This is a genomic window from Streptomyces sp. NPDC018019, assembly GCF_044327805.1.
Lineage (GTDB): Bacteria > Actinomycetota > Actinomycetes > Streptomycetales > Streptomycetaceae > Streptomyces.
On record NZ_JBIRGD010000009.1, the window covers coordinates 20,889 to 45,177 of the forward strand.

Consider the following 24,289-nt stretch of genomic DNA (forward strand, 5'->3'; position numbering starts at 1 on the left):
GCGTTCCCGGCCGCCGCCGTCACACCCGCACTCCCGGGCCTACCCCTCCGCCCCTCCTTTGGGCGCCAGCGTGAACCACACCGCCTTTCCGTTCGGATAGTCCCGCACCCCCCAGCTGTCGGCGCAGGCGTCCACGATCCCCAGCCCCCGGCCGTACTCCTCGTCCACCGCGGCCTTCTGCTGCTCCGGCACGCCCGGGCCGGTGTCCCACACGGCGATGGTGAGGTCGAACGGCGAACGGTCCACGCTCACGTACGCGTCGGTCTTCGCGTACTGGTACGAGTTGGTCACCAGCTCCGACACCATCAGCTCCGCCGTCTCCGCCAGGCAGTCCAGCCCGGCCCCGTCCAGGATGTGCCGCAGCGCGGCTCTGACGACACCGACCGCCCGGGGGTCGTGCGGAATGAACAAGCCGTAGGACCAGGTCTCGCTGGGCGTGCTCATGAGGCAGCCTCCAGGTGAGTGCAGTCTGTGACTGGTGCCGCACTCAAGGTAGCGACTAGGGTTACCTATTCACAACCTCATTGCGGGAATGCGGAGTTGCGAAATACTGCTCGCGTGCATCGAGGGAGGGACCGATGGGCCTGCGCGCCAATCCCACGTATCGCCAGCGGCGCTTCGGAGCGGAAGTGCGGAAGCTGCGCGAGCGCGCGAAGCTGTCGGTGGGGGAGAGTGCCGCCGTCATGGGGATGCACCAATCACACATCAGCAACGTCGAGAGCGGGCGCACGAGCCTGTCCGCCGAGCGGCTGCGCGCCCTCGCCGCCGCGGTGGAGGGGATCGACGCCGCATACGTCGAAGCGCTGATCGCCCTCGGCCGGCAGACCGGAAAAGGGTGGTGGAGCGTGTACCGGAACAGCGTCCGGGCGCCGCTGCTCGACTTCGCCGAACTGGAGGCGGGCGCCGAGTCCATCGCCTGCTACGAGCCGCTGTTCGTCCCCGGCCTGCTGCAGACGCGGGCGTACGCCACGGCCGTGCACCGCGGCGGGTACGTGGACGTGCCCCGCAGCGCGGAGGCGGCCGCGGTGGAGTTCCGGGTGGAGAGGCAGCGGGTCCTGGCGGGGGAGGGGGCACCGAGGCTGCACGCGGTCGTGCACGAAGCCGCGCTGCGTGTCACCTTCGGGGGCCGCCAGCTCATGCGGGACCAGCTGCTGCGTCTGCTCGACGCGTGCCGCCTGCCGAACGTGACGCTCCAAGTGCTCCCGTTCGAAGGGCCGGTGGCCTTCGGTGCCCCCTTCACGGTGCTGATGCCGCCCGTGCGGGAACTGTCGACGGTGGTGGTCCCGCACGTCGAGAACTCCCTGTACCTGGGCGACGCCGACGCCGTCGACCGGTACGCGCACACGTTCGCTAAGCTGGCGGAGGCGGCGCTGCCGCCCGCGGCGCAGCGTTCGAAAGACACGGTCAGACTCATCGAGCGACTTCTGTACCCCCTGCTCTAGGAAGGTGTACATGTCCCGGTTCGAGTGGCGGAAGTCCAGCTTCAGCGAGGGGCACACCGAGGCGTGTGTGGAGGTGGCCGCCGGGCCCGACGGGCGCCGGCGGATGCGGGAGAGCGCGGAGCCGGAAACGGTGCTGGAGGTGTCCGCGGGCGCGCTCGGGGAGCTGGTGCGGGGCGTGAAGGCGGGCGCCTTCGACCCCGCGTCCTGGTGATCCACGGGCGGGGCCGCGGCGGGCGGCGCAGACTGGAGCCGTAGGTACCGTTCCACCGGGCGGGGTGAGGCCGATGCGCCGCCGATGCGTCCCGGCGTCCGCCGTCGTTCTCGCGGCGACCGCCGCCGTGCTGGCAGGCTGCGGCTCCTCCGGCGGGGACGGGCCGGACGGCAGCCCCACCACGGTCACCAGCACCCGTACCGTCACCGGCGAGCCCACGCCGGCGCCCTCCGGCTCCGCCGAGTCCACCGCGGCGCCGGAGGAGACGGCCACCGCGCGGGACGCCGCCGCCGTCGTCGAGGACTACTACGCGGCCGTCAACGCGCGCGACTTCCGCCGTGCCTGGGACCTCGGCGGCAAGCACCTCGGCGGCTCGTACGACGCCTTCGTGGCGGGCTTCGCGGACACCGCGCATGACACCGTCCGCATCACCGGCGTCCGGGGCGGGACGGTCTCCGTCACGCTGGACGCCGAGCAGCGGGACGGGTCCGTACGGTCCTTCGCCGGTACCTACACCGTCCGGGACGGGGCCATCGTCGCCGCGGACATCCGGGCGGTGGTGGGCCCGACGCCGAGCGACGGGACCGGCGGCTCCCCCCGCCCCGGCCCGTCGACGAGCGAGCCCGACCTCGACTGCTCCGACCTCGACGGACCGACCCACGTCGGGCCCTCCGACCCGCACCGCCTCGACCGGGACGGCGACGGCACCGGGTGCGAGCCCCACGACGACCGGTGAGGCCGGGAGCCGGGCCGCCTGCCGGACCCGCCGCGGGGCGCTCGCCGGGTGCCGAAGATCGCTCGAACGGGGGGTTCTCGCCCGTGTTGGGCCCCGGCTGGCGGGCCGGGGGCGCGTGAGGTGTCAGGTTGGGGCCGGCAGGCCGGGGCGTCGTGGGGTGCCCGGCACCAGCTCTGAGGAGGCAGCTCGTTGCGCGGAGCCTTGCGCGCCGGTCCGGCGTTCTTCGCGGCGGCCGTGGTGGCCCTGGCGGCCGCCGGGTGCGGCGGGGGCGGGCAGGATCCCAGCGTCGTACGGGCCTCCTGGGGCGATCCGCAGAACCCGGTGGAGCCGGCCAACACCACCGACGTGCAGGGCGGCAAGGTGCTCGACCTGGCCTTCCGGGGGCTGAAGCGGTACAACCCGCGGACCGCCGTGCCCGAGAACATGGTGGCCGAGTCGATCGAGTCGGCGGACGCGCGGAATTTCACCGTGAAGCTCAAGCCCGGGTGGCGCTTCAGCAACGGGGAGAAGGTGACGGCCCGGTCCTTCGTGGACGCCTGGAATTACGGGGCGCTGGTCACCAACCGGCAGCTGGGTGCGCCGTTCTTCAGTTATGTGGAGGGATACGACGAGGTGCATCCGGAAGGGTCCGGGGCGAAGCCGGCCGCGAAGACGATGCGCGGTCTGCGGGTCAAGGACGAGCTGACGTTCACGGTGCGGCTGAACCAGAAATTCGGGCTGTGGCCGGAGCTGCTCGGCTACAACGCCTTCCTGCCGCTGCCCCGGATGTTCTTCACCGATCACGACGCCTGGCTGGCGAAGCCGGTCGGCAACGGGCCGTACGCCGTCCAGTCGTACGCCAAGGGCGGCATCATGCGGCTGCGGACCTGGAAGGAATACCCGGGGCCGGACAAGGCGCGGAACGGCGGGGTCGATCTCCAGGTCTACACGGACAACGACACCGCTTACACCGACTTGATGGCGGGGAACCTCGACCTCGTCGACGACGTGCCGGCCGCACAGCTGAAGCACGTGGCGAAGGACCTGAAAGGGCGCTACATCAACCAGCCCGCCGGAATCATTCAGACGCTGTCGTTCCCGATGTACGACGAGAACTGGTCGAAGCCCGGGATGGAAAAGGTCCGGCGGGGCATCTCGATGGCCATCAACCGGCCGGCGATCACCCGGCAGATCTTCCGGGGTACCCGCACGCCGGCCACCGACTGGACCGCGATGGCCCTCGGCGAGCACGGCGGCTACCAGGCGGGACTGTGCGGTACGGCGTGCACGTACGACCCCGCCGGGGCCCGCAAGCTGATCGCCGAAGGCGGCGGGATTCCCGGCGGTTCGATGAAGGTGACGTACAACGCGGATACCGGCTCGCACAAACTGTGGGTGGACGCCCTGTGCAACAGCGTCAACCGGGCGCTGGGACGCCATGTGTGCGACGGCAGCCCGATGGGCACCTTCGCCGATTACCGCAGCAAGGTCACCCAGAAGAAGATGAGCGGCCCGTACCGCGCCGGCTGGCAGATGGACTACCCGCTGATCCAGACCTTTCTGCAGAGCCAGTATTTCACCGGCGCTTCGTCCAACGACTCCGGCTGGAGCAACAAGGAATTCGACCGGCTGGTGAGCCGCGCGAACGCGGAGAGCGAGCAGCGGCAGGTCAACGACACCTACCACCGGGCCGAGCGCATCCTCGCCCGGGAAATGCCCGCGATTCCGCTCTGGTACCAGAACGGCAGCGGCGGTTACACGGACCGGGTCGAGCACGTCGCCCTGAATCCCTTCAGCGTTCCGGTGTACGACCAGATCACCATCAAGGACTGAGGCGGGCGGACGGCCATGGGGCGTTACGTGATCCGGCGGCTGCTGCAGATGGTGCCGGTGTTCATCGGTGCCACCTTCCTGATTTTCGTGATGGTGTACGCGCTCGGCGACCCGGTCGCCGCGCTCTCCGGCGACCGCGCACCCGACCCCGCGACCGCCGCGCAGATCCGCCGCGAACTCCATTTGGACCAGCCGCTGTGGCAGCAGTACCTGCATTACATGGGGCAGATCTTCACCGGGAATTTCGGCACCACGTTCGACGGCTTGCAGGTCCTGGACAAGATGGGCACCGCCTTCCCGGTCACCCTGCGGCTGACCGCCGTCGCCATCGTCGCGGAGATCGTCGTCGGCGTGACGCTGGGCGTGCTCAGCGGGCTGCGGCGCGGCCGGCTGCTGGACACCGGGGTGCTGGTGCTCACCCTGATCGTGGTGTCCGTGCCGACGTTCGTCAGCGGCTATGTGCTCCAGTACCTGCTGGGCGTGAAGTGGGCGTGGGTCACCCCGGCCGTCCCGATCGGCGCGCCCCTGGACGCGCTGCTGCTGCCCGGCTGCGTACTGGCGCTGGTGTCGCTGGCGTACGTCACCCGGCTCACCCGTACGTCGATCGCCGAGAACGCCCGCGCCGACTACGTCCGGACGGCCGTCGCCAAGGGAGTGCCCCGGCGGCGGATCGTCGTCCGGCACCTGCTGCGCAACTCGCTGATCCCGGTGGTCACCTTCATCGGCGCCGACGTCGGCACCCTGATGGGCGGCGCGGTGGTCACCGAGCGGATCTTCAACGTGCACGGCGTCGGCTACGAGCTGTACCAGGGCATCGTCCGGCAGAACTCCCCGACCGTCGTCGGCTTCGTGACCGTCCTGGTCATCGTCTTCCTGCTGGCGAACCTGATCGTCGACCTCCTGTACGCCGTGCTCGACCCGAGGATCCGCTATGCCTGAACCCGCGCCCGAACGTCCGGAGCCGTTCCAGTCGCCGGGCGGCAAGGCGTCGCTGCCCGCCGCCGAGGCGGAGTCCGTGGGCGTGCTCGCGGCCACCCCGGAAGTGCCCGGCGCCCCGGGTTCACCGGACGGGACGGGCGCCCAGCCCCCCGCCGGCCGGGCCCGCAGCCTGTGGTCGGACGCCTGGCACGACCTGCGCCGCAACCCGGTCTTCCTGGTCTCCGGGCTGCTGATCGTCTTCTTCGTCCTGATCGCCGTCCGGCCGTCCCTGCTGACCGGCACCGACCCGCTCGACTGCGACATCACCCTCTCCCAGGAGGGTGCGCGGGCCGGCCACCCCTTCGGCTTCGACACCCAGGGATGCGACGTCTTCGCGCGCACGGTGTACGGCGCCCGCGCCTCCGTGACGGTCGGCGTCTGCGCGACGGCCGGGGCCGCGCTGCTCGGCGGGGTGCTGGGCGGCCTCGCCGGGTTCTTCGGCGGCTGGTGGGACGCGCTGCTCTCCCGGATCGCCGACATGTTCTTCGCCATCCCGATGCTGCTGGGCGGCCTGGTCTTCCTGTCCGTCGTGCCGTCCGGGTCGGTGTGGCCGGTCGTCGGGTTCATCGTGCTGCTGGGCTGGCCGCAGCTCGCCCGGATCGCGCGCGGCTCCGTCCTGACCGTCAAACAGGCCGACTTCGTCCAGGCGGCGCGGGCGCTGGGGGCCGGGAACACCCGCCTGCTGCTGCGGCACCTGGCGCCCAACGCGGTCGCGCCGGTGATCGTGGTGGCGACCATCGCGCTCGGTACGTACATCGCGCTGGAGGCGACGCTGTCCTACCTGGGCGTGGGCCTGAAGCCGCCGACCGTCTCCTGGGGCATCGACATCTCCGAGGCGTCCAAACAGATCCGCAACGCGCCGCACATGCTGCTCTGGCCCGCGGGCGCGCTCAGCCTGACCGTGCTGGCGTTCATCATGCTCGGCGACGCGGTGCGCGACGCCCTCGACCCCAAGTTGCGCTGAGGAGACGGTGGATGACGGCTGAGGGGACACAAGGGACGGGCGCCCGCGGTGCCCCGGTGGACGGCGGCGCGCTGCTGGAGGTCCGCGGGCTCCAGGTCGAATTCCGTACCCGGGACGGGATCGCGCACGCGGTCAACGGCGTCGGCTACACGGTCTTCGCGGGGGAGACGCTGGCCGTGCTGGGCGAGTCGGGGTCGGGCAAGTCGGTCACCGCGCAGGCGGTGATGGGCATCCTCGATACTCCGCCCGGACACATCACGGGCGGCGAGATCCTCTTCCACGGCCGGGACCTGCTCCGGATGGGCGCCGAGGAACGGCGCCGGACCCGCGGCACCAAGCTGGCGATGATCTTCCAGGACGCGCTGTCGGCGCTCAACCCCGTGCTGAGCGTGGGGGCGCAGCTGGGGGAGCTGTTCGAGGTGCACCGCGGCATGTCGCGCAAGGCGGCACGGGCCCGCGCCGTCGAGCTGATGGACCGGGTGCGCATCCCGGCCGCCCGGAGCCGGGTGGGCGACTACCCGCACCAGTTCAGCGGGGGCATGCGCCAGCGCATCATGATCGCGATGGCGCTGGCCCTGGAGCCGGACCTGATCATCGCGGACGAGCCCACCACGGCCCTCGACGTGACGGTCCAGGCGCAGGTCATGGACCTGCTCGCGGAGCTGCGCCGGGAGTACGCGATGGGGCTCGTCCTGATCACCCACGACCTGGGCGTGGTCGCCGACGTCGCCGACCGGATCGCCGTCATGTACGCGGGCCGGATCGTGGAGACCGCCCCCGTCCACGACCTCTACCGGGCGCCCGCGCACCCCTACACCCGCGGCCTGCTCGACTCCATCCCCCGCCTGGACCGCAAGGGCCGGGAGCTGTACGCGATCAAGGGCCTGCCGCCCAGCCTGACCGCGATCCCGCCGGGCTGCCCGTTCCATCCGCGCTGCCCCAAGGCGCGGGACATCTGCCGTACGGACCGGCCGCCGCTCTTCGACGTGGCGCCGGGCCGGGCCAGCGCGTGCCACTTCTGGGAGGAGACCGTCGGTGAGCAGGGAGGCCGCGCCGGTGAACACTGAGGCGGACGGCGCCGGGGAGCCGGTCCTCGACGTACGGGAGCTGGCCAAGCACTACCCGCTGACCCGGGGCATCGTGCTGCGCAAGCAGATCGGCTCGGTCAAGGCGGTGGACACCGTCTCCTTCGAGCTGCGCAAAGGGGAGACGCTGGGCATCGTCGGCGAGTCCGGGTGCGGCAAGTCGACGGTCGCCAAGATGCTGGTGGGGCTGGAGAAGCCGACCGGCGGCCGGATCCTGTACCGGGGCGAGGACATCACCCGGCTGTCCGGGCGCGCGCTGAAGGCGGTGCGCCGCAACATCCAGATGGTCTTCCAGGACCCGTACACCTCGCTGAACCCGCGGATGACGGTCGGCGACATCATCGGCGAGCCGTACGAGATCCACCCGGAGGCGGCCCCGAAGGGCGACCGGCGCAGGAAGGTCCAGGAGCTGCTGGACGTGGTCGGGCTCAATCCCGAGTACATCAACCGCTACCCGCACCAGTTCTCCGGCGGCCAGCGCCAGCGCATCGGCATCGCCCGCGGCCTCGCGCTCCACCCGGAGATCATCATCTGCGACGAGCCGGTGTCCGCGCTGGACGTGTCCGTCCAGGCACAGGTGGTCAACCTGCTGGAACGCCTCCAGGACGAGTTCGACCTGTCGTACGTCTTCATCGCGCACGACCTGTCGGTGGTGCGGCACATCTCCGACCGGGTCGCCGTGATGTACCTCGGCCGCTTCGTCGAGACCGGTACGGAGGAGGAGATCTACGGCCATCCGACGCACCCGTACACACAGGCGCTGCTGTCCGCCGTACCCGTGCCGGACCCCGAGGCGCGCACCCGGCGCGAGCGCATCCTGCTGGCCGGTGACGTGCCGTCACCCGCCGATCCGCCGTCCGGCTGCCGCTTCCGCACCCGCTGCTGGAAGGCGCGGGAGCGCTGCGCGCTGGAGGTGCCGCCGCTGGCCGTACCGGAAGGGTTCGAGCAGGTGACGGGGCCGGCCCGGCACGCCTCGGCGTGCCACTTCGCGGAGGAGCGGCAGGTCGTGCCGGGCGGCTGACGGACGGCCGTACGGACGGACCCGCCGCCTTCACGGACCCGCGGTCGCCGCCGTCACGGTCCCGCCTTCTCCGTTCCCGCCCCCGACGCCGCGTCCTCGATCGCCGCCAGCGCCGGGTCCAGCACGATGTCCGTGTCCCGTGCCGCCGTGGTGGGCTCCTCCGGGTAGTGACAGGCCGTCACATGGCCCGCGACGTTGCCGGTGATCTGCACCAGCGGCGGTTCCTCGGCGGCGCACTTGTCACGCGCCTTCCAGCAGCGGGTGCGGAACCGGCAGCCGGACGGCGGGTCGATCGGTGACGGCACGTCCCCGGCCAGCCGGATGCGCTCGCGGTCGTCCGGCCCCTCCTGCGCGTCCAGCAGCCGGGCCTCCGGGACGGCGGAGAGCAGCGCGTGGGTGTACGGGTGGCGCGGCCGGCGGTAGATCGAGTCCCGGTCGCCCAACTCGACGATCTTGCCCAGGTACATCACCGCGACCCGCTGGCTGAAGTGCCGCACGATCGCCAGGTCGTGCGCGATGAACAGGAACGCGATGTTCAGCTCGCGCTGCAACTCCTGGAGGAGGTTGACCACTTGGGCCTGGATCGAGACGTCCAGCGCGGAGACCGGCTCGTCCGCGACGATCAGCTTCGGCTCCAGCGCGAGCGCGCGGGCGACGCCGATGCGCTGGCGCTGGCCGCCGGAGAACTCGTGCGGGAAGCGGTTGTAGTGCTCCGGGTTGAGGCCGACGGTCTCCAGGAGCTCGCGCACCCGGTGCTCCCGGCCGCCCGGCGGCTCGATGCCGTTGATCTCCATCGGCCCGCCGATGATGGTGCCGACCGTCTGCCGGGGGTTCAGCGACGAGTACGGGTCCTGGAAGATCATCTGGATCTCGGAGCGGACCGGGGCCAGCTCCCGGCGCCCGGCGTGGGTGATGTCCCGCCCCCGGTACGTGATCGTCCCCGCGGTCGGCTCCAGCAGCCGGGTCAGCAGCCGCCCGGTGGTGGACTTGCCGCAGCCCGACTCGCCGACCAGCCCGAAGGTCTCGCCCTCGTGCACGGTCAGGTCGATGCCGTCCACCGCCTGCACCGCGCCGATCCGGCGCTTGAACGGGAACCCGGCCATGATCGGGAAGTGCTTGGTCAGGCGCTCGGCGACCAGCAGCGGCTCGCCCGGCCCGGTGGCGGCCGGCCGGGGCGCGGGCACGATGACGTCTTCGGGTGCGCTCATGGTCGTCGCTCCTAGCCGAGCCGGGGCTTGATCTGTTCGGTGAACAGGGTGTGCTTCTGTTCCGGGGTCAGGTGGCAGGCGGCGGCGCGCCCGGGCGCCAGCAGGGGGCGCTCGTCCCGGCAGCGGGTGCCGCCGACCTCGCCGGGGAAGGCGCAGCGCGGATGGAAGGGGCAGCCGGAGGGCGGTGCGAGCAGGCTCGGCGGCGTGCCGGGGATCGGGGTCAGCGGCTCCTCGACGCTCGCCGACAGCCGCGGCATCGAACCCAGCAGGCCCCAGGTGTACGGGTGCCGCGGCTCGCTGAGGATCTCCTTGACGGTGCCGCGCTCCACGGCCCGCCCGGCGTACATCACGAGCAGTTCGTCGGCGGTGTTGGCGACCACCCCGAGGTCGTGGGTGATCAGGATGATGGCGGAGCCGAACTCCTGCTGGAGGTCCTTGAGCAGGTCCAGGATCTGCGCCTGTACGGTCACGTCCAGCGCGGTGGTCGGCTCGTCGGCGATCAGGAGGGACGGGTTGCACACCAGCGCCATGGCGATCATGGCGCGCTGCCGCATCCCGCCGGAGAACTGGTGCGGGTAGTCGTCCACCCGCAGCGTCGGCTGCGGGATGCCCACCTTGGCCAGCATCTCGATCGCCCGCCGCCGGCCCTCGCGCTTGCTCGCGCCGGTGTGCTTGACGAACGGCTCGGCGATCTGCCGGCCCACCGTGTAGTACGGCGAGAGCGACGTCAGCGGGTCCTGGAAGATCATCGCCATCTTGTTGCCGCGCAGCTTCTCCAGGTCCTTCTCCCGGGCGCCGGTCAGCTCGTGGCCGTCCAGCAGGATCTCGCCCGCGATCGTCGTGTAGTTGGGGTTGTGCAGCCCCAGGATCGCGAGGTTGGTCACCGACTTGCCGGAACCGGACTCGCCGACGATGCCGAGGGTGCGGCCGCGCTCCAGGTCGAAGGAGAGGTCGTCGACCGCCTGGACGACGCCGTCCTCGGTGGCGAACCGTACGTACAGGTCGCGCACGGACAGGAAGGGCGGGGAGGAGGACGCCGGGGCGGCCGGGCCCGGCACGTCCGCGGGCTGGGTGGATGTGGACACGGGGTCTCTCCTAGGACAGCCGCACGCGCGGGTCGATGAACGCGTAGCAGGCGTCCACCACGATGTTGAACAGGATGATGAAGGTCGCGGCGAACAGCATCACGCCCATGGTCATGGGCAGATCGGTGTTCTGCACCGACTTCACGGCGAGGGTGCCCAGGCCGGGCAGCGCGAAGGTGTATTCGGTGATCATCGCGCCGCCGAAGAGGGACCCCAGGTCGATGCCGAAAATGGTGACGATGGGAATCAGCGAGCCGCGCCAGGCATAGCGGAAGAAGACCCGGCGGGACGCCATTCCCTTGGCCCGCGCGGTCCGTACGTGGTCCTCCTGCAACTGTTCGATCATCGATGAGCGCGCCATACGGGTGTACTGCGCGGTGAAGATGATCGACAGCACGCACCAGGGAATGATCAGCCCCAGGAACCAGCCCGCCGGATCCTCGGTGATCGGCACGTATTTCGGCTGCCCGAACCAGCCGAGGTTGTAGACCAGCAGCGCCAGTACGATCGGCCCGACGAAATAGATCTGCATCGAGGAGAGCACCAGCGAGGCCGAGCTGAAGATCTTGTCGATCAGCTTGCCCTGCTTCCAGGCCGCGATCATTCCGGTGCCGACGCCCACCGTCAGGAACACCGCGGCGGCGCCGATGGTCAGGGAGACGGTGGTCGGGAAACGGTCCACGATCGTGGACCAGACGGGGTCACCGTTGGCGAACGAATAGCCGAAGCACGGGGCCGGGCACGGCCCCTGGGCGAAATCCCGTCCGGTGACGATGCCGGACATGAATTCCCAGTACTGGACCGGCACCGGCTTGTCCAGCCCGAGATTCTTGTGGATCACTGCGATGGCGTCGGGCGTGCAGTTCTTTCCGCAGGCCAGCAGCGCGGGATCCCGGGGGGCGGCGAAGAAGAGGAAGAACGTGAACGCGCTGATGATCAGCAGGATCACGATCGCGCCGAGGGACCGGCGGAAGAGGAAACGCAGCATGGCAGTCGCAGCTCTCGTGGGCAGCCAGAGGGACGGGGGTGCGCCGGTCCGGTGTGCCCGTCCGGGACGACGGGCACACCGGGCGCCTGCGGCGCACGGCGCGCGGGCGCCGGAGCGCCGGCTCCGCTACTTCTTCACGTACAGCTTGGTCGGGTCGACGGAGCTGATGATGTCGTTGTTGACGACCCCGCCGACCTTGGAACCGTGCAGCTGGACCTGCTTGTAGTAGAAGGTCGGCAGCTGCGGCAGGTCCTCCTTGAGGATCTTCTCGCCGAGCGCGAACCAGTCGTGCGCGGCCTTCTTCTGGTCGGTCAGCTGGGAGATCCGGTCGATCTCCTTGTTGACCTCGGGGTTGTTGTAGTGCGAGTAGTTCGGCGCGTTGTCCTGGATCTGCCGGCCGTCGTAGACCGGCGGGATCACGGTCAGCGAGCTGGGCCAGTCGGCGCCCCACGCGGACGGGTAGATGTCGAACTGGTTGTCGACCTTGCCGATGATGTCGTAGTAGGTGTCCGAGGGCAGGTCCTTGTTCTGCACGTTGAAGCCGGCCTTGCGCAGGTTGTCGGCGACCGCGACCGAGTACTTCTGCGGCTCGGGCGCGTTGGTGTACGCGAAGGTCAGCTTCATGCCGACCTTGCCGGCCTCCTTGAGCAGCTGCTTGGCCTTCTCCACGTCGCCCATCGGCTTCTTGAGCTTGCCGTACGGGTCGATGTCCTTGTGGCCGGTGAGCGTCGGGCTGATGTAGCTGCCGGCCAGCTCGCCGCCGCCCGGGGTGCCGTACGCGTCCAGGATGGCCTGGATGGGCAGGGCGTGGGCGATGGCCTCGCGGACCTTCTTGTCCTTCAGGCGCTTCATATTGAAGTTGATCACGCCGACGAAGGGCTGATAGCCGGAGACGGAGCGCTTCTTGATGTCCGGGTCGCGGGCCACCTGCTGGAGGCTGGCGGCGTCGACCTGGTTGTTGAAGCTGATGGCCGTCTTGTTGTCGGCGCTGTCGGACATCAGCCGCTGCGTCGAGTCCGGGTAGGAGACGCCGAACTGGATGTCGAACCGGTCGACGTACTGGTGGCGGGTGATGTCCGTGTTCGGGTCCCAGTTGGTGTTGCGGACCAGCTGCATGCCCTTTCCGGATTTGAACGACCCCGGCTGGATCTTGTACGGGCCGGAGGCGACCGGGGCCTTGTCGTACCGCTCCTTGGTGTCGCCCTTCTCCGGGACGACCGCGTAGCCCGCCATGGCCAGCGCGTACGGCAGGTCACCGACCGGCTTCTTGAAGTGGAAGCGGATGGTGCTGTCGTCCGGTGTCTCCAGCACGCTGTCGGGCAGGTGCTTGCCCTTGTACGGGCCGTCCGGCAGCAGCTTGCGGTATTCGTTGCCCTCCGCGTCGGCCATCCAGCGCTGGACGTACGTCGGCCCGTTGGAGATGAAGTTCGCGAACTGCCGCTCGAAGGTGTGCCGCACGTCCTTGGCGGTGATCGGCGAGCCGTCCTCGAACTTCAGGCCCTTCTTCAGCGTGTACGTCCAGGTCCGGCCGCCGTCGGTGGCCTTGCCGCTGTCCGTCGCCAGGTCCCCGACGACCGTGTACTTGCCCTTGTTGTCCATGTGGTACGAGGTCAGCCGGCGGAACAGCAGTGTGGACAGGGTGCCCTCGTCGCTCACGTAGATCTGGGCCGGGTCCAGGTGGTCGTAGGTGTCGCGCTGGTAGACCTTGATGGTGCCGCCGGAGGTCGCGCCGGGCACCGGCTCCGCCGGTCCGGTGGACGCCTTGGCGTCGCCGAAGGTGATCTGAGCGCGCTGGCTCTCCGCCTGCTTGCGGCCCTGGTCGTCCTCCGCTCCCTTGCCGGCCCCGCTGCTGCAGGCGGTCAGGACCAGTGCCCCCGCGGACAGCGCCACGACCGTGGCGCGCGCTCTGTGCGTACGGAGTGTGTTCATGGTGATGGATGCACCTGCCTGTCGTAGTTCCGTCTCCGCTGCCTGACGTGTGCGGTGCTGGGGTGGCAGCACCCCCCGTGAAACACGGTTCACCGGGCGCGTTTCGGGTCGAAGGCGTCCCGGACGGAATCCCCGAGGAGGTTGAACGCGACGATGAAGATCACCATCGCGACGCCGGGGAAGAACAAGTACGTGATGTCGTTGCGGTAGTAGTCGACGGCGTTGGCGAACATCCGGCCCCAGTCGGGGGTGGGCTCGACCAGGCCGACGCCCAGGAAGGACAGGCCCGCGATGGAGGTGACGAAGTTGGGGAGCATGTACGTCGTCTGCACCAGGATCGGCGTCATGACGTTCGGCAGCAGCTCGCGCCGGATGATGCGGGCCGGAGAGGCCCCGCTGACCTTGGCCGCCTCGACGAACTCCCGTTCGCGCAGCGACAGGACGGTACCGCGCAGCAGCCGGGCCAGGCTCATCCAGCCCAGGAACCACAGCACCAGGATCAGGATGAGACAGCGCATCCAGGTCGCCATCGCGTCCTCGGGGGCCACGAAGATCGCGCCGACCACGGGGACGAACGCGACGAAGAACAGCTGATTGGGAAAGGCCATCAGCAGGTCGATGATCCGGCCGATGAAGTAGTCGACCCGGCCGCCGAAGTAGCCGGCCGCCACGCCCATCACGATGGCGGTGAGCACCGATACCGCGGTGATCGCGATCGAGAGGTAGAGCGTCGTACGGATGCCGTAGATCAATTGCATGAACACGTCCCGGCCGAGTCCCGGTTCGATGCCGAACCAGAATTCGCTGGAGATGCCGCCGTTCGGCTGCGCGGGATATCCGTTGACCAGCAGCCCCGGGGTGATCTGCCCGTAGCGGGTGTACGGGTCCTTGCCGTACAGCTTGGAGATCACCGGCGCCAATAAGCCGATCAGGAAGAACGTGAGCACGACGCAGCCGCTGATCATTCCGGCCCGGTCGCGCCGGAATCTGATCCACATCAATTGGCCGGGGGAACGGCCGACCAGTTCCCCGCCCTTGCTGCCCTTGATTTTCCCCGCGCCGCCGGGGCCGAGTCCGGTGGGATCGGTCGGTGTCACGGCGGTCTGGGACGGACTGGTCATCGCGAAGTTCCCCCGCACCGAGTTCACTTGGAACAGGAAGCGGAGCTGTTACGCACCGCTGGTTGAGCGGACTTTGGCAAGTGATTTATGTCGCAGTCAAGAGGACGACGGACGCTCGCCCGGGTGGTGTCCGCTTCTTGAGCGAAGGGTGCGCAGATTGACGCCACGGCGTGCTTGACAGGCGTATGCCGTGTACGGCATGGGTGACATATCGTGCCCAACGTCTTTAACGTGAAGGCAACTTGACCGACGCGACGCCGATATACGGACGCGCCACGCTGGACAGCGTACGGCCGTGCGGGTGCCGTGAACCGGCCGGGGCGGCCCTGTGACCGCCCCGGCCGGGACCGCGCCCGGCCCGCCGCCCGCCGTCTGCCCTCGCACTGTTGTCCCGGTGCGGTGAGTGGAGTAGACCTGTCCGTGCGGCGGCAGGGGGTGGGCCACGTCATGGGGCGGAGAAGGGCTCGCGCGCGGGGTGCCGGGGGATTCGCCGCCCTGCTGTGCGCGCTGCTCGCCCTGCTGTGTGCCGGATGGATCGCCCGTGACCTGTGGTTCGCCGAACGCCCGCAGGACGTCTGGTGGTTGTGGGCGGGCGAGCCGGTACGGCCGGAAGGCTTCCGGGCCTGGGCCACCACGCTGCTGGACCCGGTGCTGGGGCTCGCCTCCCTCCTCGCGGCGGTGGCCGTGCTGCGCCGCTCACCGTCCGCTCCGTGCGCGCTGACCGCGGTGGCGGGCGCGACGCTGTTGTTCCGGGCGCCGCTGCTGCGCACCCTCGGCGGCGGGCGGCTGTCCGGCCTGGAGCCGGGGGCCAGGGAGTGGGCGCTGATCACAGCCGGTGCCGCGCTGCTGCTGAGCGTGCTTCTGCTGATCACCGCTTCGGCCGGCCGGAGCGGCGCCGGCTGCCCGGCCGGCCGTCTGCGTCTCGCGCCCGCCGCGCTGGCCGCCCTGCTGCTGGGTGGCGCCGGGCTGGCGCTGGCAGGCTGGCAGGTGCACTGGGTACGCGAGTTGGGATGGGGCCCGTACTGGGACAGCGTCATCGGGAACGCCGGCGCCTTCCACGCCCTGTTGCAGCCGCCGCCGAACTGGTACCTGCTGTCACTCGTACTGCTGGCCCTGGCAGCCGCCCTCGGCGCGGCCCAGCGCGCCGTGTCCATACGGCCGACTGGGCTGCTGGCCGCGGCGCTGCTGCTGGCACACGGTGCCGCCGCTCTGGCGGCCGCACAGCACGCCGGACTGCTCGGCCGCTTCCACGCCCTGTCCGCGCGCGGTCAGCTGGACGTGGCCACCATGGCCTTCGTCACCCTGGCCGGGCTCGTGGCGCTGGCAGCGCTGGCCCGTGCGGGCGATAGCGACCGTCCGCACGGGCCCGAGGCCGGGCCGCTGCCGCCGGGTTTCACACCGCCGGCCCCGCCTTCGAAGCTGCCGCCGAACTGGTGAGGCGGTGCTGCCGGGCGGCCGGGTTCACCGGAGGCCCAAGGACCTCTTCAGGAAGTCGACTTGCAGCAGCAGGAGATTTTCGGCCACCTGTTCCTGCGGCGTCATGTGCGTGACGCCCGACAGCGGCAGCACCTCGTGCGGCCGGCCGGCCGCCAGCAGCGCCGAGGAGAGGCGCAGGGAGTGCGCCACCACCACGTTGTCGTCCGCGAGGCCGTGCACGATCATCATCGGGCGGTGCTCCTCCGCCGCGTCCACCAGGCCGTCGTCACCGACCAGCGAATTGGCGGCGTAGACGGCCGGTTCCTCGTCCGGGTGGCCCAGGTAGCGCTCCGTGTAATGGGTGTCGTACAGCCGCAGGTCGGTCACCGGGGCGCCGACGACGGCGGCGTGGAAGACATCGGGACGGCGCAGCACCGCCAGCCCCGCCAGGTAGCCGCCGAACGACCAGCCCCGGATCGCCACCCGGTCCAGGTCCAGCGGGAAGCGGCCGGCCAGCCCGTGCAGCGCGTCGACCTGGTCCTGGAGCGCGACCGCGGCCAGGTCCCGGTGGACGGCCTTCTCCCAGTCGGGGGAGCGGCCCGGGGTGCCCCGTCCGTCCGCGACGATCACCGCGAAGCCCTGGTCGGCGAACCACTGCGAGGTCAGGTGCGCGTTGTGCGCGGCCACCACCCGCTGCCCGTGCGGCCCGCCGTACGGGTCCATGAGCACCGGCAGCGGCCCGTCGCCCTCCTGGTAGCCGGTCGGCAGCACCACCGCGCACGGAATCCGCCGCTCGCCCGACGACACGAGCTGCGGGGCGGTGGCGAGCACCGGGACCTCGGCGTACGAGCCGATCCCGGCCAGCCAGGTCTCACCGCCGTCCGCCTCCAGGCGCACCACCTCCGTCTGCGCCCCCGGCCGTTCCAGACAGGCGTGCGAGAGCACCGCCACGGTGCCGCCGCGCACCGCCGAGGACACGGACGGGTAGGGGCGCTGCCCGACCCGCTCCCAGCCGCCCTGGTCGCCGCTGCCCCGGTACCAGGCGCGGTAGACGCCGATGTCGTGCAGGTCCTCCCCGGACGCCGAGAACAGCACGTCGTCCTCGCCGATGTCCAGGACGGCGCGGACGTGCAGCGGCGCGGCGGTCAGCGGCCGGTCGCCGACGAACAGCCGGCGCGCGCCGCCCTCGTCCGCGATGCGCACCAGGCGCCCGTCCGGCGTCCAGGCGGGCGCCCCCGAGGTCAGCTCGACCCACCGCGGGTCCTCGTCGGCGTGCAGCGTGCTGGTGGCGCCGGTCTTGGTGTCGACGGCCAGACAGCGCTGCGCGCGCTGGTCGCGGGACTGGACGAGCAGGAGGGGCGGGCCCGCCGCCGACCAGTGCACCCGCGCCAGGTACGGATAGCGCTCCCGGTCCCACGTCACATCCGTGCGGGAGCCGTCCAGGCCGAGCAGGGCCAGCCCCACCGAGGCGTTGGGGGTGCCGGCCGCCGGGTAGGCGACCTGCGCCGGTTCCCGGTCCGGGTGCGCGGGGTCGGCGATCCACCAGCGCCGTACGGGCGCGTCGTCCACCCGCGCGGCGAGCACCCGGTCGCTGTCCGGGGACCACCAGAAGCCGCGGTGCCGGTCCATCTCCTCGGCTGCGATGAACTCCGCCAGGCCCCAGGTGACGTGCGGGCCGTCCGGCTCGGCGAGCGAGCGGTCGCCCGCGCCGCCGTCCTCCCGCGGCGTCCCCTCGGCCGGCACGACCCGCAGCCGGCCCTGTGACACATACGCGATGTGCCGTCCGTCGGGCGACGGCCTGGGGTCCACCACCGGGCCCGGAACGGGCAGTTCACGCGCCGTGCCGGCGCGCAGCTCGGCGGTGAACAGCCGGCCCGAGAGGGTGAAGGCGGCGAGTTCCACCGCGGCGTCCACGGCGTACCCCACCACGCCGGACGAGCCTTCGCGCGTGCGTTCGCGGCGCGCCCGCTCCTCGGCGGACAGTTCCTCGTCCGCGCCGGCGAGCAGGGCCCGCGGGTCGGCCGCGGCGTACTCCCGTCCGTCGTCAAGATCCAGCACCCAGAGCAGGTTCGCTCGATCGGTGCCCGTACGGGAGCGGAGGAAGGCGACGCGCGAGCCGTCCGGGGCGACCGCGAAGCCGCGTGGCGCGCCCAGTGAGAAGCGCTGGGTGCGGGCGTGTTGCCGGGGGAAGGAGAGCTGTCCGGTCATGCGGACGAGCCTACGGGGCCGCGCCCGGCCGTGGCCGCACGCGCGATGATCGCGTGCGCCCCCGTTCTGCTCCCGTGCACCGACATATGCGCGAGCATGGAAAGTTATGATCCCCTCCGCGGAGTGGGTATGGGAGTGGAGCGTGACTTCCCCGTGCCCGCGGGGCCGCCGGCCGGCAGCCCCGTGACGTTCCAACGCTGTCCGGACCGTGCGTACTTGGAGGTGAGCCGCCGTGGCACTCTCGATTTCGGCGGTGGTGCTGCTGGCGATCATCGTCTTCCTGCTCGTCAAGAAGTCCGGGCTGAAGACGGGGCATGCGCTGGTGTGCATGCTGCTCGGGTTCTATCTGGCCAGCTCGTCGGTCGGCCCGACCATCAAGCAGCTGACGACGAACGTCGCGGGCATGCTCAACGGACTCAAGTTCTAGCCGCCCTCCCGCGCGGCCTGCGCCGTCCGCCCGCGAGGGGCGGGCAGGGCCCGGAACGGGGGACGGGCCGGGTGGGCCGGATCGGGTGCCGAGTCCCGGCCGCCCGGCTCGTACGCTGGTCCCATGACCGACCTTCCCGCCCGCCGGCTGCTGCTCGTGCACGCGCACCCGGACGACGAGTCCATCAACAACGGCGCCACGATGGCCAAGTACGCGGACGAGGGTGCCCTGGTCACGCTCGTGACCTGCACCCGCGGCGAGGAGGGCGAGGTCATCCCGCCGGAGCTGGCCCATCTGGCGCCGGACCGTGACGACGCGCTGGGTCCGTACCGGGCCGGGGAGCTGGCCGCCGCCATGACGGCGCTCGGGGTCACCGACCACCGCTTCCTGGGCGGCCCGGGCCGCTACCGCGACTCCGGGATGATGGGCGCGCCGCAGAACGCGCGGCCGGAATCCTTCTGGCAGGCCGGCCTGGACGAGGCCGCCGGCCACCTGGTCGCCGTGGTCCGCGAGATCCGGCCGCAGGTGCTGGTCACCTACGACGACAACGGCGGCTACGGCCACCCCGACCACATCAAGGCGCACCGCGTCGCGATGCGCGCCGCCGACCTCGCCGCCGACCCGGGCTTCCGCCCGGAGCTGGGCGCGCCGCACCGGATCGCGAAGATCTACTGGAACCGCAACCCGCGCTCGGCGGTCGAGGCGGGCTTCGCGCGGCTGCGTGCCGCGGGCCCGTCCTTCCCCGGCGTCGCCGAGGTGGCCGACGTGCCGGGCGTCGTGGACGATGCCGTGGTGACCGCCTCGATCGCCGGCGGGGAGCGCCACGGGGCCGCCAAGGCCGCGGCGATGCGGGCGCACGCCACGCAGATCGCCGTCGAAGGCCCCTTCTTCGCGCTCTCCAACGACCTGGGGCAGCCGCTGTTCGCCACCGAGCACTACCAGCTGGTACACGGCACGTCCGGCGCCGCGGAAGGGGAATGTGAGGACGATCTCTTCGCGGGCCTGCCGGACGGCGGAGAGGACGCGGGACACAACGCGGACGAAAGGCGCGGCACGGACGAGAAGGAGACGGCGGTATGAGCGGCGCGAAGAAGCGGACCAGGGCCACGACAGGGGGCAAGGGGCCGAAGGCGGGCACCCCGGCCGCCGGCGGAGGTGGCCGGAAAGCGACGGCGGACACCGGTACGGGGGGTAGGGCGGGCACGGCGCCCGGCAGCGGTCTCGCCGCGCCGCTGAGCCCCGGCCGGGTGGCCGGGTACGTCCTGCTGTTCCTCCTGGGCGCGGTGGTGGCCATCGCGGGCGGGCTCGTCCAGGCCGCGTGGTTCCCCGGCGGGCTGCTGCTGGCCCTGGCGGGGGCGGGCGGCCTCTTCTACGGGAGCGCGCTGGCGCTGGGCCGGACGGGTGGCGTGCTGGCGGCGGGCGCGGGCTGGCTGGTGACGGTGATCCTGCTCAGCGACTCCCGCCCCGAGGGCGACTTCCTCTTCGGGGCCGGCGTGGGCACGTACGTCTTCCTCGTGGGCGGCATCGTGCTCGCTGTGATCTGTGCCACCGGTTCGCAGATGCGGGCCAACGGTGCACAAGCGGCCCGACTTGGCAGGTAAGTACCGGCCGGAGAGATCATTTTCAGTACCGCACGGCGGTCCGGGGCCGGGCCGTCGGTCCGCTCCCCGGGTGTCCGCCGACGGCGGACAGTATGGTGGTGCGCGCCGCCGAGCCGCCCAAGCACCTTACTGACGAGCGGCGGAGCCAACCGGGAGAACCTGCTTTGAGTCGTGAATCTGACAGTTCGTCCTCCGGCGCCCAGGGGCGCGGCGGTGCCGCGTACCCGTCGGGGACACCGCCGTACGGAACGCCTCGGTCCGAGGCGGACGACGCAGTGGCGGCCGACGCCGCGGCGAAGCCGGAGGAGCCGAAGACCGAGACCACGCTGACCACGCGGATCAAGATCAACATTCCGGGGTCCCGCCCCATTCCGCCGGTGGTCGTGCGCAAGCCCGTCGGTGAGGAGTCCGGCGCTAACGGATCGTCGGGTTCCGGCACGTCCGGTACGCCCGGCGCGCCTGGAGTGTCCGGTATGTCCGGTGCGTCCGGGAAGGGTTCGTCCGACAAGGGGGCCGCCGGGGGCGAGCGCACGGGCAGCACCCGCAAGCCCGACGCGGGCGGGTCCGACGGCGCCAAGAGCGCTCCGGCAGAGAAGACCAGCGACTGGTTCTCGCCCCGTAAGCCGACCACGGCCGCCGCCGGTTCCCCGGCCGCCCCGCCCGCGACCCCGGCGGACCGGTCCGGCGCCGCCCCGCCGCAGACCCCGGCCGCCGGCTCCCAGCCGCGCACGGACCTGCCGTTCTTCTCCGACGCGCCCGGGCAGGACGGCGGCTCGCCGTTCGACGCGGCCCCGTCGTCGCCGTTCGACGCGCCCGCCAACCCGTTCGACGGGCCCGGGGAGCAGGGCGGGACCAGCCCGTTCGACGCGCCCGGCGGCTCCGGCCGTACCGACGGGCGCGGCGGCCCCAGCGGCCCGACGACCGGCCCGGCCACCGGCGAGGTGTCCTTCGACCGGCCGTCCGGCTTCCCCGCCCCGGGCACGGACGGCGGGCCCGCCGCGGCCGACGACACGGCGCTCCTCACCCCGCAGCCCCCGGCCCCGCCCGCCGGCGCGGGCGGCGGCATCGGCGTCACCGGCGGCATCGCGGGCGGTGTGCCCGGCGGCGCGCCCACCGGGACGGACGGCGGGCTCCCCGGTGGGGACGGCAGCGGGTTCCCCGGTGGCACGTCTGCCGGGGCGGACGGCAGTGGGTTCCCCCGTGGTACGTCTGCCGGGACGGACGGCGGCGGGTTCCCCGGTGGTACGCCCGGCGGCTCCGGCCGTTCCGGTGACCGCGGTGGGGACCAGATCTCCAGTGACACCCTGGTCAGCGGCATCCCGGCGGTGCCCGCGGACGGCGGCCCGGCGCCCGCCGGCGGCTTCCCGTCCGGACCGGGGGCGGGCCAGGACACCCCGGCCCCGCCGCGCCCCAAGATCCCCGAGCCGATCAACCCCAAGAAGAAGGGGCGCAACAAGGTCGTCCTGCTGGGCGTCGCGGTCGTCGTGCTGGCGGGCGTCGCGTACGGCGCGGGGCTGCTGCTCGACCACGCCGACGTGCCCAACGGCACCACCGTGCTGGGCGTGGACATCGGCGGCGCCACCAAGGAGGAAGCCGTCAAGAAGCTCGACGCGGCCGTCCAGAAGGCCCGCACCGAGCCGCTGAAGCTGACCGTGGACGGCAAGGAGCAGACGCTCGTGCCGGCCAAGGCCGGGCTGAACATCGACACCCAGGCCACGGTCCGGGACGCCTCCGGGCGTGACTACAACCCGGTCTCCGTCATCGGCTCGCTGTTCGGCGGCACCCGGACGGCCGAGCCCGCGCTGGTCACCGACGACGAGAAGCTGGACGTCGCGCTCAAGGCGGTGGCGGGCCCGGCGGGCGCCGCCAAGGACGGCAGCATCACCTTCGAGAACGGCAAGCCGGTCCCGCACTACGGCACGCCCTACAAGGCGGTGGACGTCAAGGCGTCCAAGAGCAAGATCGAGAAGGCGTATCTCGACCGGGCCGCCACCGGCAAGAACACCCCGGTGGTGCTGGCCGCCGTCGAGCAGCAGCCGAAGGCGGGCAAGGCGGAGGTCGACCGGGCCATGAAGGAGATGGCCGAGCCGGCCGTCTCCGGGTGGGTCTACCTGTCGGCGGGCGGCGTCGAGGTGCCGTTCAGCCAGCGCTCCATCGGCGAGCTGCTGTCCTTCACGGCCGCCCCCGACGGCAAGCTCCAGCCGGTCATAGACCTGGCCAAGCTGGAGGAGAAGTACGGCCACGCCTTCGACAACGTGATGATCGACGGCGGCGCCGGCAAGGTGAAGATGACCCCGCAGCACGCCGCCGCGGCGATGCAGCAGGCACTCAGGAAGCCCGCCCCGCCCGCACCGCAGAAGCGCATCGCCAAGGTGGAGGGGGCCACGACGGGCTGATCCCGCGCCGGAAGCGTCGCGTCGGGTGCGTCACGTCGAGCCGGTCGGGTCACGACGAGCCGGACCCGTCACGGAGAACCGGACCCGTCACGTCGAGCTGATCGCGTCACGTCGAGCCGGCCCCGTACCGTCGTACGGGGCCGGCTCGACGGCGTACGGGCACGTGCCTGGTCCGGTCCATGGTCGGCGAGCCCCCCGAAGGGCACTCGGACACCCCCCGAACGTCAGGTCGCGGCCCTTACTTTCGTCGCTACTGCGTGGTCCCGGCGCGCCATAGCGTCCCGGTCATGCCTTTCGGAACCCACCGCCTCAGCGGTACCGCCAAGCCCGCCACCCACACCCCCACCCGTCGCGCCTCCGGCACCCGTGCGACGGCCCTCGCCATGGCGGTGACCGCCGTGCTCGCCACCGGGCCCGCAGCCGGCGCCGCGACTCCCGACCGCCGGCCGGACGGCCACCGGGCGACACAGGACGCGCTGCGCGCCGTGGTGGAGCGGGGCGGCCTGCCCGGGGTGGCCGCCGAGGTCGATGACGCGCACGGCCGGTGGTTCGGCTCGGCCGGTCACGCGGACACCGCCACCGGGCGCGAACGCACCCGCGCCGACCACTTCCGCGCGGCCAGCATCACGAAGGTCTTCATCGCCACCGTCCTCCTCCAGCTGGAGGAGGAGGGCGAGCTGGACCTGGACGACACCGTCGAGAAGTGGCTTCCCGGACTGGTGCGCGGCAACGGCAACGACGGCCGCGCCATCCGGCTGCGTCAATTGCTGAACCACACCAGTGGCCTGTTCAACTACACCGCCGACCCCGAGTTCGCCCGCCGCACCTCGGGTCCCGGCTTCCTCCAGCACCGTTACGACACCTACCGCCCCGAAGAGCTGGTCGCCCTGGCGATGAAGCGGCCCCCGCACAGCACTCCGGACAGGACCTCGGCCACCTCACCTGCCACAGCCACCTCGTCCACCTCGTCCACCTCATCCGCTCCGGCCAGGCCGTCCGACCCGCCCACCCCGCCCGCCTCGTACAGCAACACCAACTTCGTCGTCGCCGGGATGGTCATCGAGAAGGTGACGGGCCACTCGTACGCCCACGAGGTCCAGCGGCGCATCCTGACCCCCCTGAAGCTGCGCGAGACCTCCTTCCCGGGCCTGCGCCCCCAGATGCCGCTGCCGCACCCGACCGCGTACTCCCGGCTCCGGCAGCGGCAGCCCGGCGCGCCCGTCGTGGACGCCACCGAACAGAACATGTCGTGGCTCGGCGCGGCGGGCGACGTCATCTCCACCACCGGCGACCTGAACACCTTCTTCCGGGCGCTGCTCCGGGGGAAGCTGCTGGGCCCGGCGGCGACCCGGCAGATGTTCACCACCGTGCCCGCGGAGGTCAGAGGTTTCCGCTACGGGCTCGGCATCGAGTCCGTCACCCTCTCCTGCGGAGTGACGGTGGTGGGCAAGACGGGCCGCGCCAACGGCTCCGTGTCCGGGGTCGTCGGCACCAGGGACGGCGGCCACCAGTTGACGTTCAACATCAACGGCGATTGGCTGGGCGACGCGTCCTCGTACGCGGGGGTCGTCGAGGCCGAGTTCTGCGGCCCGCGAAGCCGCTGATCCGCCCGCGGCACCGCCGGGGAGCGCGGCCGGACCGCTCCCCTAGGGGACTCCACC

General features: G+C 71.6%; 21 protein-coding genes. 14 read left to right on the top strand and 7 right to left on the bottom strand.

Features of this window, described 5'->3' with window-relative positions; translation table 11 throughout:
* Nucleotides 1-39: 39 nt before the first annotated feature.
* Nucleotides 40-444 (bottom strand): ATP-binding protein, encoded by a 405-nt coding sequence (locus tag ACH4FX_RS16845; protein ID WP_398479541.1) that lies wholly within the window; start codon nt 442-444, stop codon nt 40-42.
* A gap of 134 nt (nt 445-578) precedes the next feature.
* Here ACH4FX_RS16845 and ACH4FX_RS16850 point away from each other — a divergent pair, with 134 nt between their 5' ends.
* The 8 genes from ACH4FX_RS16850 to ACH4FX_RS16885 all read left to right on the top strand — a co-directional run bounded on the left by ACH4FX_RS16850 (nt 579) and on the right by ACH4FX_RS16885 (nt 8,249).
* Nucleotides 579-1,442 (top strand): helix-turn-helix domain-containing protein, encoded by an 864-nt coding sequence (locus ACH4FX_RS16850; RefSeq protein WP_398479543.1) that lies wholly within the window; start codon nt 579-581, stop codon nt 1,440-1,442.
* 10 nt (nt 1,443-1,452) lie between these two features.
* Nucleotides 1,453-1,653 carry a DUF397 domain-containing protein gene (locus tag ACH4FX_RS16855; RefSeq protein ID WP_398479545.1) on the top strand — a complete coding sequence of 67 codons (201 nt, stop codon included), beginning with the start codon at nt 1,453-1,455 and terminating at the stop codon, nt 1,651-1,653.
* Between the two features lie 73 nt (nt 1,654-1,726).
* A complete protein-coding gene (locus ACH4FX_RS16860) occupies nt 1,727-2,389 on the top strand; it encodes a hypothetical protein (protein ID WP_398479547.1) in 663 nt (220 codons plus the stop codon).
* A 189-nt stretch (nt 2,390-2,578) separates the two neighbouring features.
* Nucleotides 2,579-4,201, top strand: coding sequence for an ABC transporter substrate-binding protein (locus ACH4FX_RS16865; RefSeq protein WP_398479549.1), 1,623 nt, complete (start codon nt 2,579-2,581; stop codon nt 4,199-4,201).
* Between the two features lie 15 nt (nt 4,202-4,216).
* The gene (locus tag ACH4FX_RS16870) at nt 4,217-5,140 is read left to right on the top strand and encodes an ABC transporter permease (RefSeq protein WP_398479551.1); all 924 of its coding nucleotides are present in this window, start codon (nt 4,217-4,219) and stop codon (nt 5,138-5,140) included.
* Complete coding sequence (locus ACH4FX_RS16875; protein WP_398479553.1) at nt 5,133-6,143, top strand: ABC transporter permease; 1,011 nt, start codon at nt 5,133-5,135, stop codon at nt 6,141-6,143. The genes ACH4FX_RS16870 and ACH4FX_RS16875 overlap by 8 nt, the downstream gene beginning before the upstream one ends.
* Before the next feature lie 11 nt (nt 6,144-6,154).
* Nucleotides 6,155-7,210 carry an ABC transporter ATP-binding protein gene (locus ACH4FX_RS16880; RefSeq protein WP_398479555.1) on the top strand — a complete coding sequence of 352 codons (1,056 nt, stop codon included), beginning with the start codon at nt 6,155-6,157 and terminating at the stop codon, nt 7,208-7,210.
* The gene (locus ACH4FX_RS16885; RefSeq protein ID WP_398479556.1) at nt 7,179-8,249 is read left to right on the top strand and encodes an ABC transporter ATP-binding protein; all 1,071 of its coding nucleotides are present in this window, start codon (nt 7,179-7,181) and stop codon (nt 8,247-8,249) included. The genes ACH4FX_RS16880 and ACH4FX_RS16885 overlap by 32 nt, the downstream gene beginning before the upstream one ends.
* A gap of 53 nt (nt 8,250-8,302) precedes the next feature.
* Here ACH4FX_RS16885 and ACH4FX_RS16890 read toward each other — a convergent pair whose 3' ends face one another.
* From ACH4FX_RS16890 to ACH4FX_RS16910, 5 genes are all read right to left on the bottom strand, one after another.
* A complete protein-coding gene (locus ACH4FX_RS16890; RefSeq protein WP_398479558.1) occupies nt 8,303-9,457 on the bottom strand; it encodes an ABC transporter ATP-binding protein in 1,155 nt (384 codons plus the stop codon).
* Between the two features lie 11 nt (nt 9,458-9,468).
* Nucleotides 9,469-10,542, bottom strand: coding sequence for an ABC transporter ATP-binding protein (locus ACH4FX_RS16895; protein ID WP_398479560.1), 1,074 nt, complete (start codon nt 10,540-10,542; stop codon nt 9,469-9,471).
* A 10-nt stretch (nt 10,543-10,552) separates the two neighbouring features.
* A complete protein-coding gene (locus tag ACH4FX_RS16900) occupies nt 10,553-11,530 on the bottom strand; it encodes an ABC transporter permease (RefSeq protein WP_398479562.1) in 978 nt (325 codons plus the stop codon).
* A gap of 126 nt (nt 11,531-11,656) precedes the next feature.
* Complete coding sequence (locus tag ACH4FX_RS16905; protein ID WP_398479563.1) at nt 11,657-13,459, bottom strand: ABC transporter substrate-binding protein; 1,803 nt, start codon at nt 13,457-13,459, stop codon at nt 11,657-11,659.
* 89 nt (nt 13,460-13,548) lie between these two features.
* Nucleotides 13,549-14,580 (bottom strand): ABC transporter permease, encoded by a 1,032-nt coding sequence (locus ACH4FX_RS16910; protein ID WP_398479565.1) that lies wholly within the window; start codon nt 14,578-14,580, stop codon nt 13,549-13,551.
* Nucleotides 14,581-15,027: 447 nt separating this feature from the next.
* Between ACH4FX_RS16910 and ACH4FX_RS16915 the strand changes: the two genes are divergently transcribed.
* Entirely contained in the window at nt 15,028-16,017 is a 990-nt protein-coding gene (locus ACH4FX_RS16915; protein ID WP_398479567.1) for a hypothetical protein, read from the top strand.
* Between the two features lie 24 nt (nt 16,018-16,041).
* Here ACH4FX_RS16915 and ACH4FX_RS16920 read toward each other — a convergent pair whose 3' ends face one another.
* Nucleotides 16,042-18,204, bottom strand: coding sequence for a prolyl oligopeptidase family serine peptidase (locus tag ACH4FX_RS16920; protein WP_398479569.1), 2,163 nt, complete (start codon nt 18,202-18,204; stop codon nt 16,042-16,044).
* 232 nt (nt 18,205-18,436) lie between these two features.
* On the opposite strand from ACH4FX_RS16920, the gene ACH4FX_RS16925 reads away from it, so the two are divergent.
* From ACH4FX_RS16925 to ACH4FX_RS16945, 5 genes are all read left to right on the top strand, one after another.
* Nucleotides 18,437-18,631: a hypothetical protein gene (locus ACH4FX_RS16925; protein ID WP_398479571.1), complete on the top strand. Its 195-nt coding sequence runs from the start codon at nt 18,437-18,439 to the stop codon at nt 18,629-18,631.
* Nucleotides 18,632-18,754: 123 nt separating this feature from the next.
* Entirely contained in the window at nt 18,755-19,711 is a 957-nt protein-coding gene (gene mshB / locus ACH4FX_RS16930) for an N-acetyl-1-D-myo-inositol-2-amino-2-deoxy-alpha-D-glucopyranoside deacetylase (protein WP_398479573.1), read from the top strand.
* Nucleotides 19,708-20,232 (top strand): DUF6113 family protein, encoded by a 525-nt coding sequence (locus ACH4FX_RS16935; protein WP_398479575.1) that lies wholly within the window; start codon nt 19,708-19,710, stop codon nt 20,230-20,232. Before mshB ends, ACH4FX_RS16935 begins: the two co-directional genes overlap by 4 nt.
* A gap of 164 nt (nt 20,233-20,396) precedes the next feature.
* On the top strand, nt 20,397-22,628 hold the full coding sequence (locus ACH4FX_RS16940) for a hypothetical protein (RefSeq protein ID WP_398479577.1): 2,232 nt from the start codon (nt 20,397-20,399) through the stop codon (nt 22,626-22,628).
* Nucleotides 22,629-22,915: 287 nt separating this feature from the next.
* Nucleotides 22,916-24,232, top strand: coding sequence for a serine hydrolase domain-containing protein (locus ACH4FX_RS16945; protein ID WP_398479579.1), 1,317 nt, complete (start codon nt 22,916-22,918; stop codon nt 24,230-24,232).
* Nucleotides 24,233-24,289: the final 57 nt, after the last annotated feature.

Bases quoted from the DNA above. Each gene is read 5' to 3' on its own strand.
- ACH4FX_RS16845 (WP_398479541.1), bottom strand. From the start codon at position 444: ATGAGCACGCCCAGCGAGACCTGGTCCTACGGCTTGTTCATTCCGCAC.
- ACH4FX_RS16850 (WP_398479543.1), top strand. From the start codon at position 579: ATGGGCCTGCGCGCCAATCCCACGTATCGCCAGCGGCGCTTCGGAGCG.
- ACH4FX_RS16855 (WP_398479545.1), top strand. From the start codon at position 1,453: ATGTCCCGGTTCGAGTGGCGGAAGTCCAGCTTCAGCGAGGGGCACACC.
- ACH4FX_RS16860 (WP_398479547.1), top strand. From the start codon at position 1,727: ATGCGCCGCCGATGCGTCCCGGCGTCCGCCGTCGTTCTCGCGGCGACC.
- ACH4FX_RS16870 (WP_398479551.1), top strand. From the start codon at position 4,217: ATGGGGCGTTACGTGATCCGGCGGCTGCTGCAGATGGTGCCGGTGTTC.
- ACH4FX_RS16875 (WP_398479553.1), top strand. From the start codon at position 5,133: ATGCCTGAACCCGCGCCCGAACGTCCGGAGCCGTTCCAGTCGCCGGGC.
- ACH4FX_RS16880 (WP_398479555.1), top strand. From the start codon at position 6,155: ATGACGGCTGAGGGGACACAAGGGACGGGCGCCCGCGGTGCCCCGGTG.
- ACH4FX_RS16890 (WP_398479558.1), bottom strand. From the start codon at position 9,457: ATGAGCGCACCCGAAGACGTCATCGTGCCCGCGCCCCGGCCGGCCGCC.
- ACH4FX_RS16900 (WP_398479562.1), bottom strand. From the start codon at position 11,530: ATGCTGCGTTTCCTCTTCCGCCGGTCCCTCGGCGCGATCGTGATCCTG.
- ACH4FX_RS16905 (WP_398479563.1), bottom strand. From the start codon at position 13,459: ATGAACACACTCCGTACGCACAGAGCGCGCGCCACGGTCGTGGCGCTG.
- ACH4FX_RS16910 (WP_398479565.1), bottom strand. From the start codon at position 14,580: ATGACCAGTCCGTCCCAGACCGCCGTGACACCGACCGATCCCACCGGA.
- ACH4FX_RS16915 (WP_398479567.1), top strand. From the start codon at position 15,028: ATGGGGCGGAGAAGGGCTCGCGCGCGGGGTGCCGGGGGATTCGCCGCC.
- ACH4FX_RS16920 (WP_398479569.1), bottom strand. From the start codon at position 18,204: ATGACCGGACAGCTCTCCTTCCCCCGGCAACACGCCCGCACCCAGCGC.
- mshB (WP_398479573.1), top strand. From the start codon at position 18,755: ATGACCGACCTTCCCGCCCGCCGGCTGCTGCTCGTGCACGCGCACCCG.
- ACH4FX_RS16935 (WP_398479575.1), top strand. From the start codon at position 19,708: ATGAGCGGCGCGAAGAAGCGGACCAGGGCCACGACAGGGGGCAAGGGG.
- ACH4FX_RS16945 (WP_398479579.1), top strand. From the start codon at position 22,916: ATGCCTTTCGGAACCCACCGCCTCAGCGGTACCGCCAAGCCCGCCACC.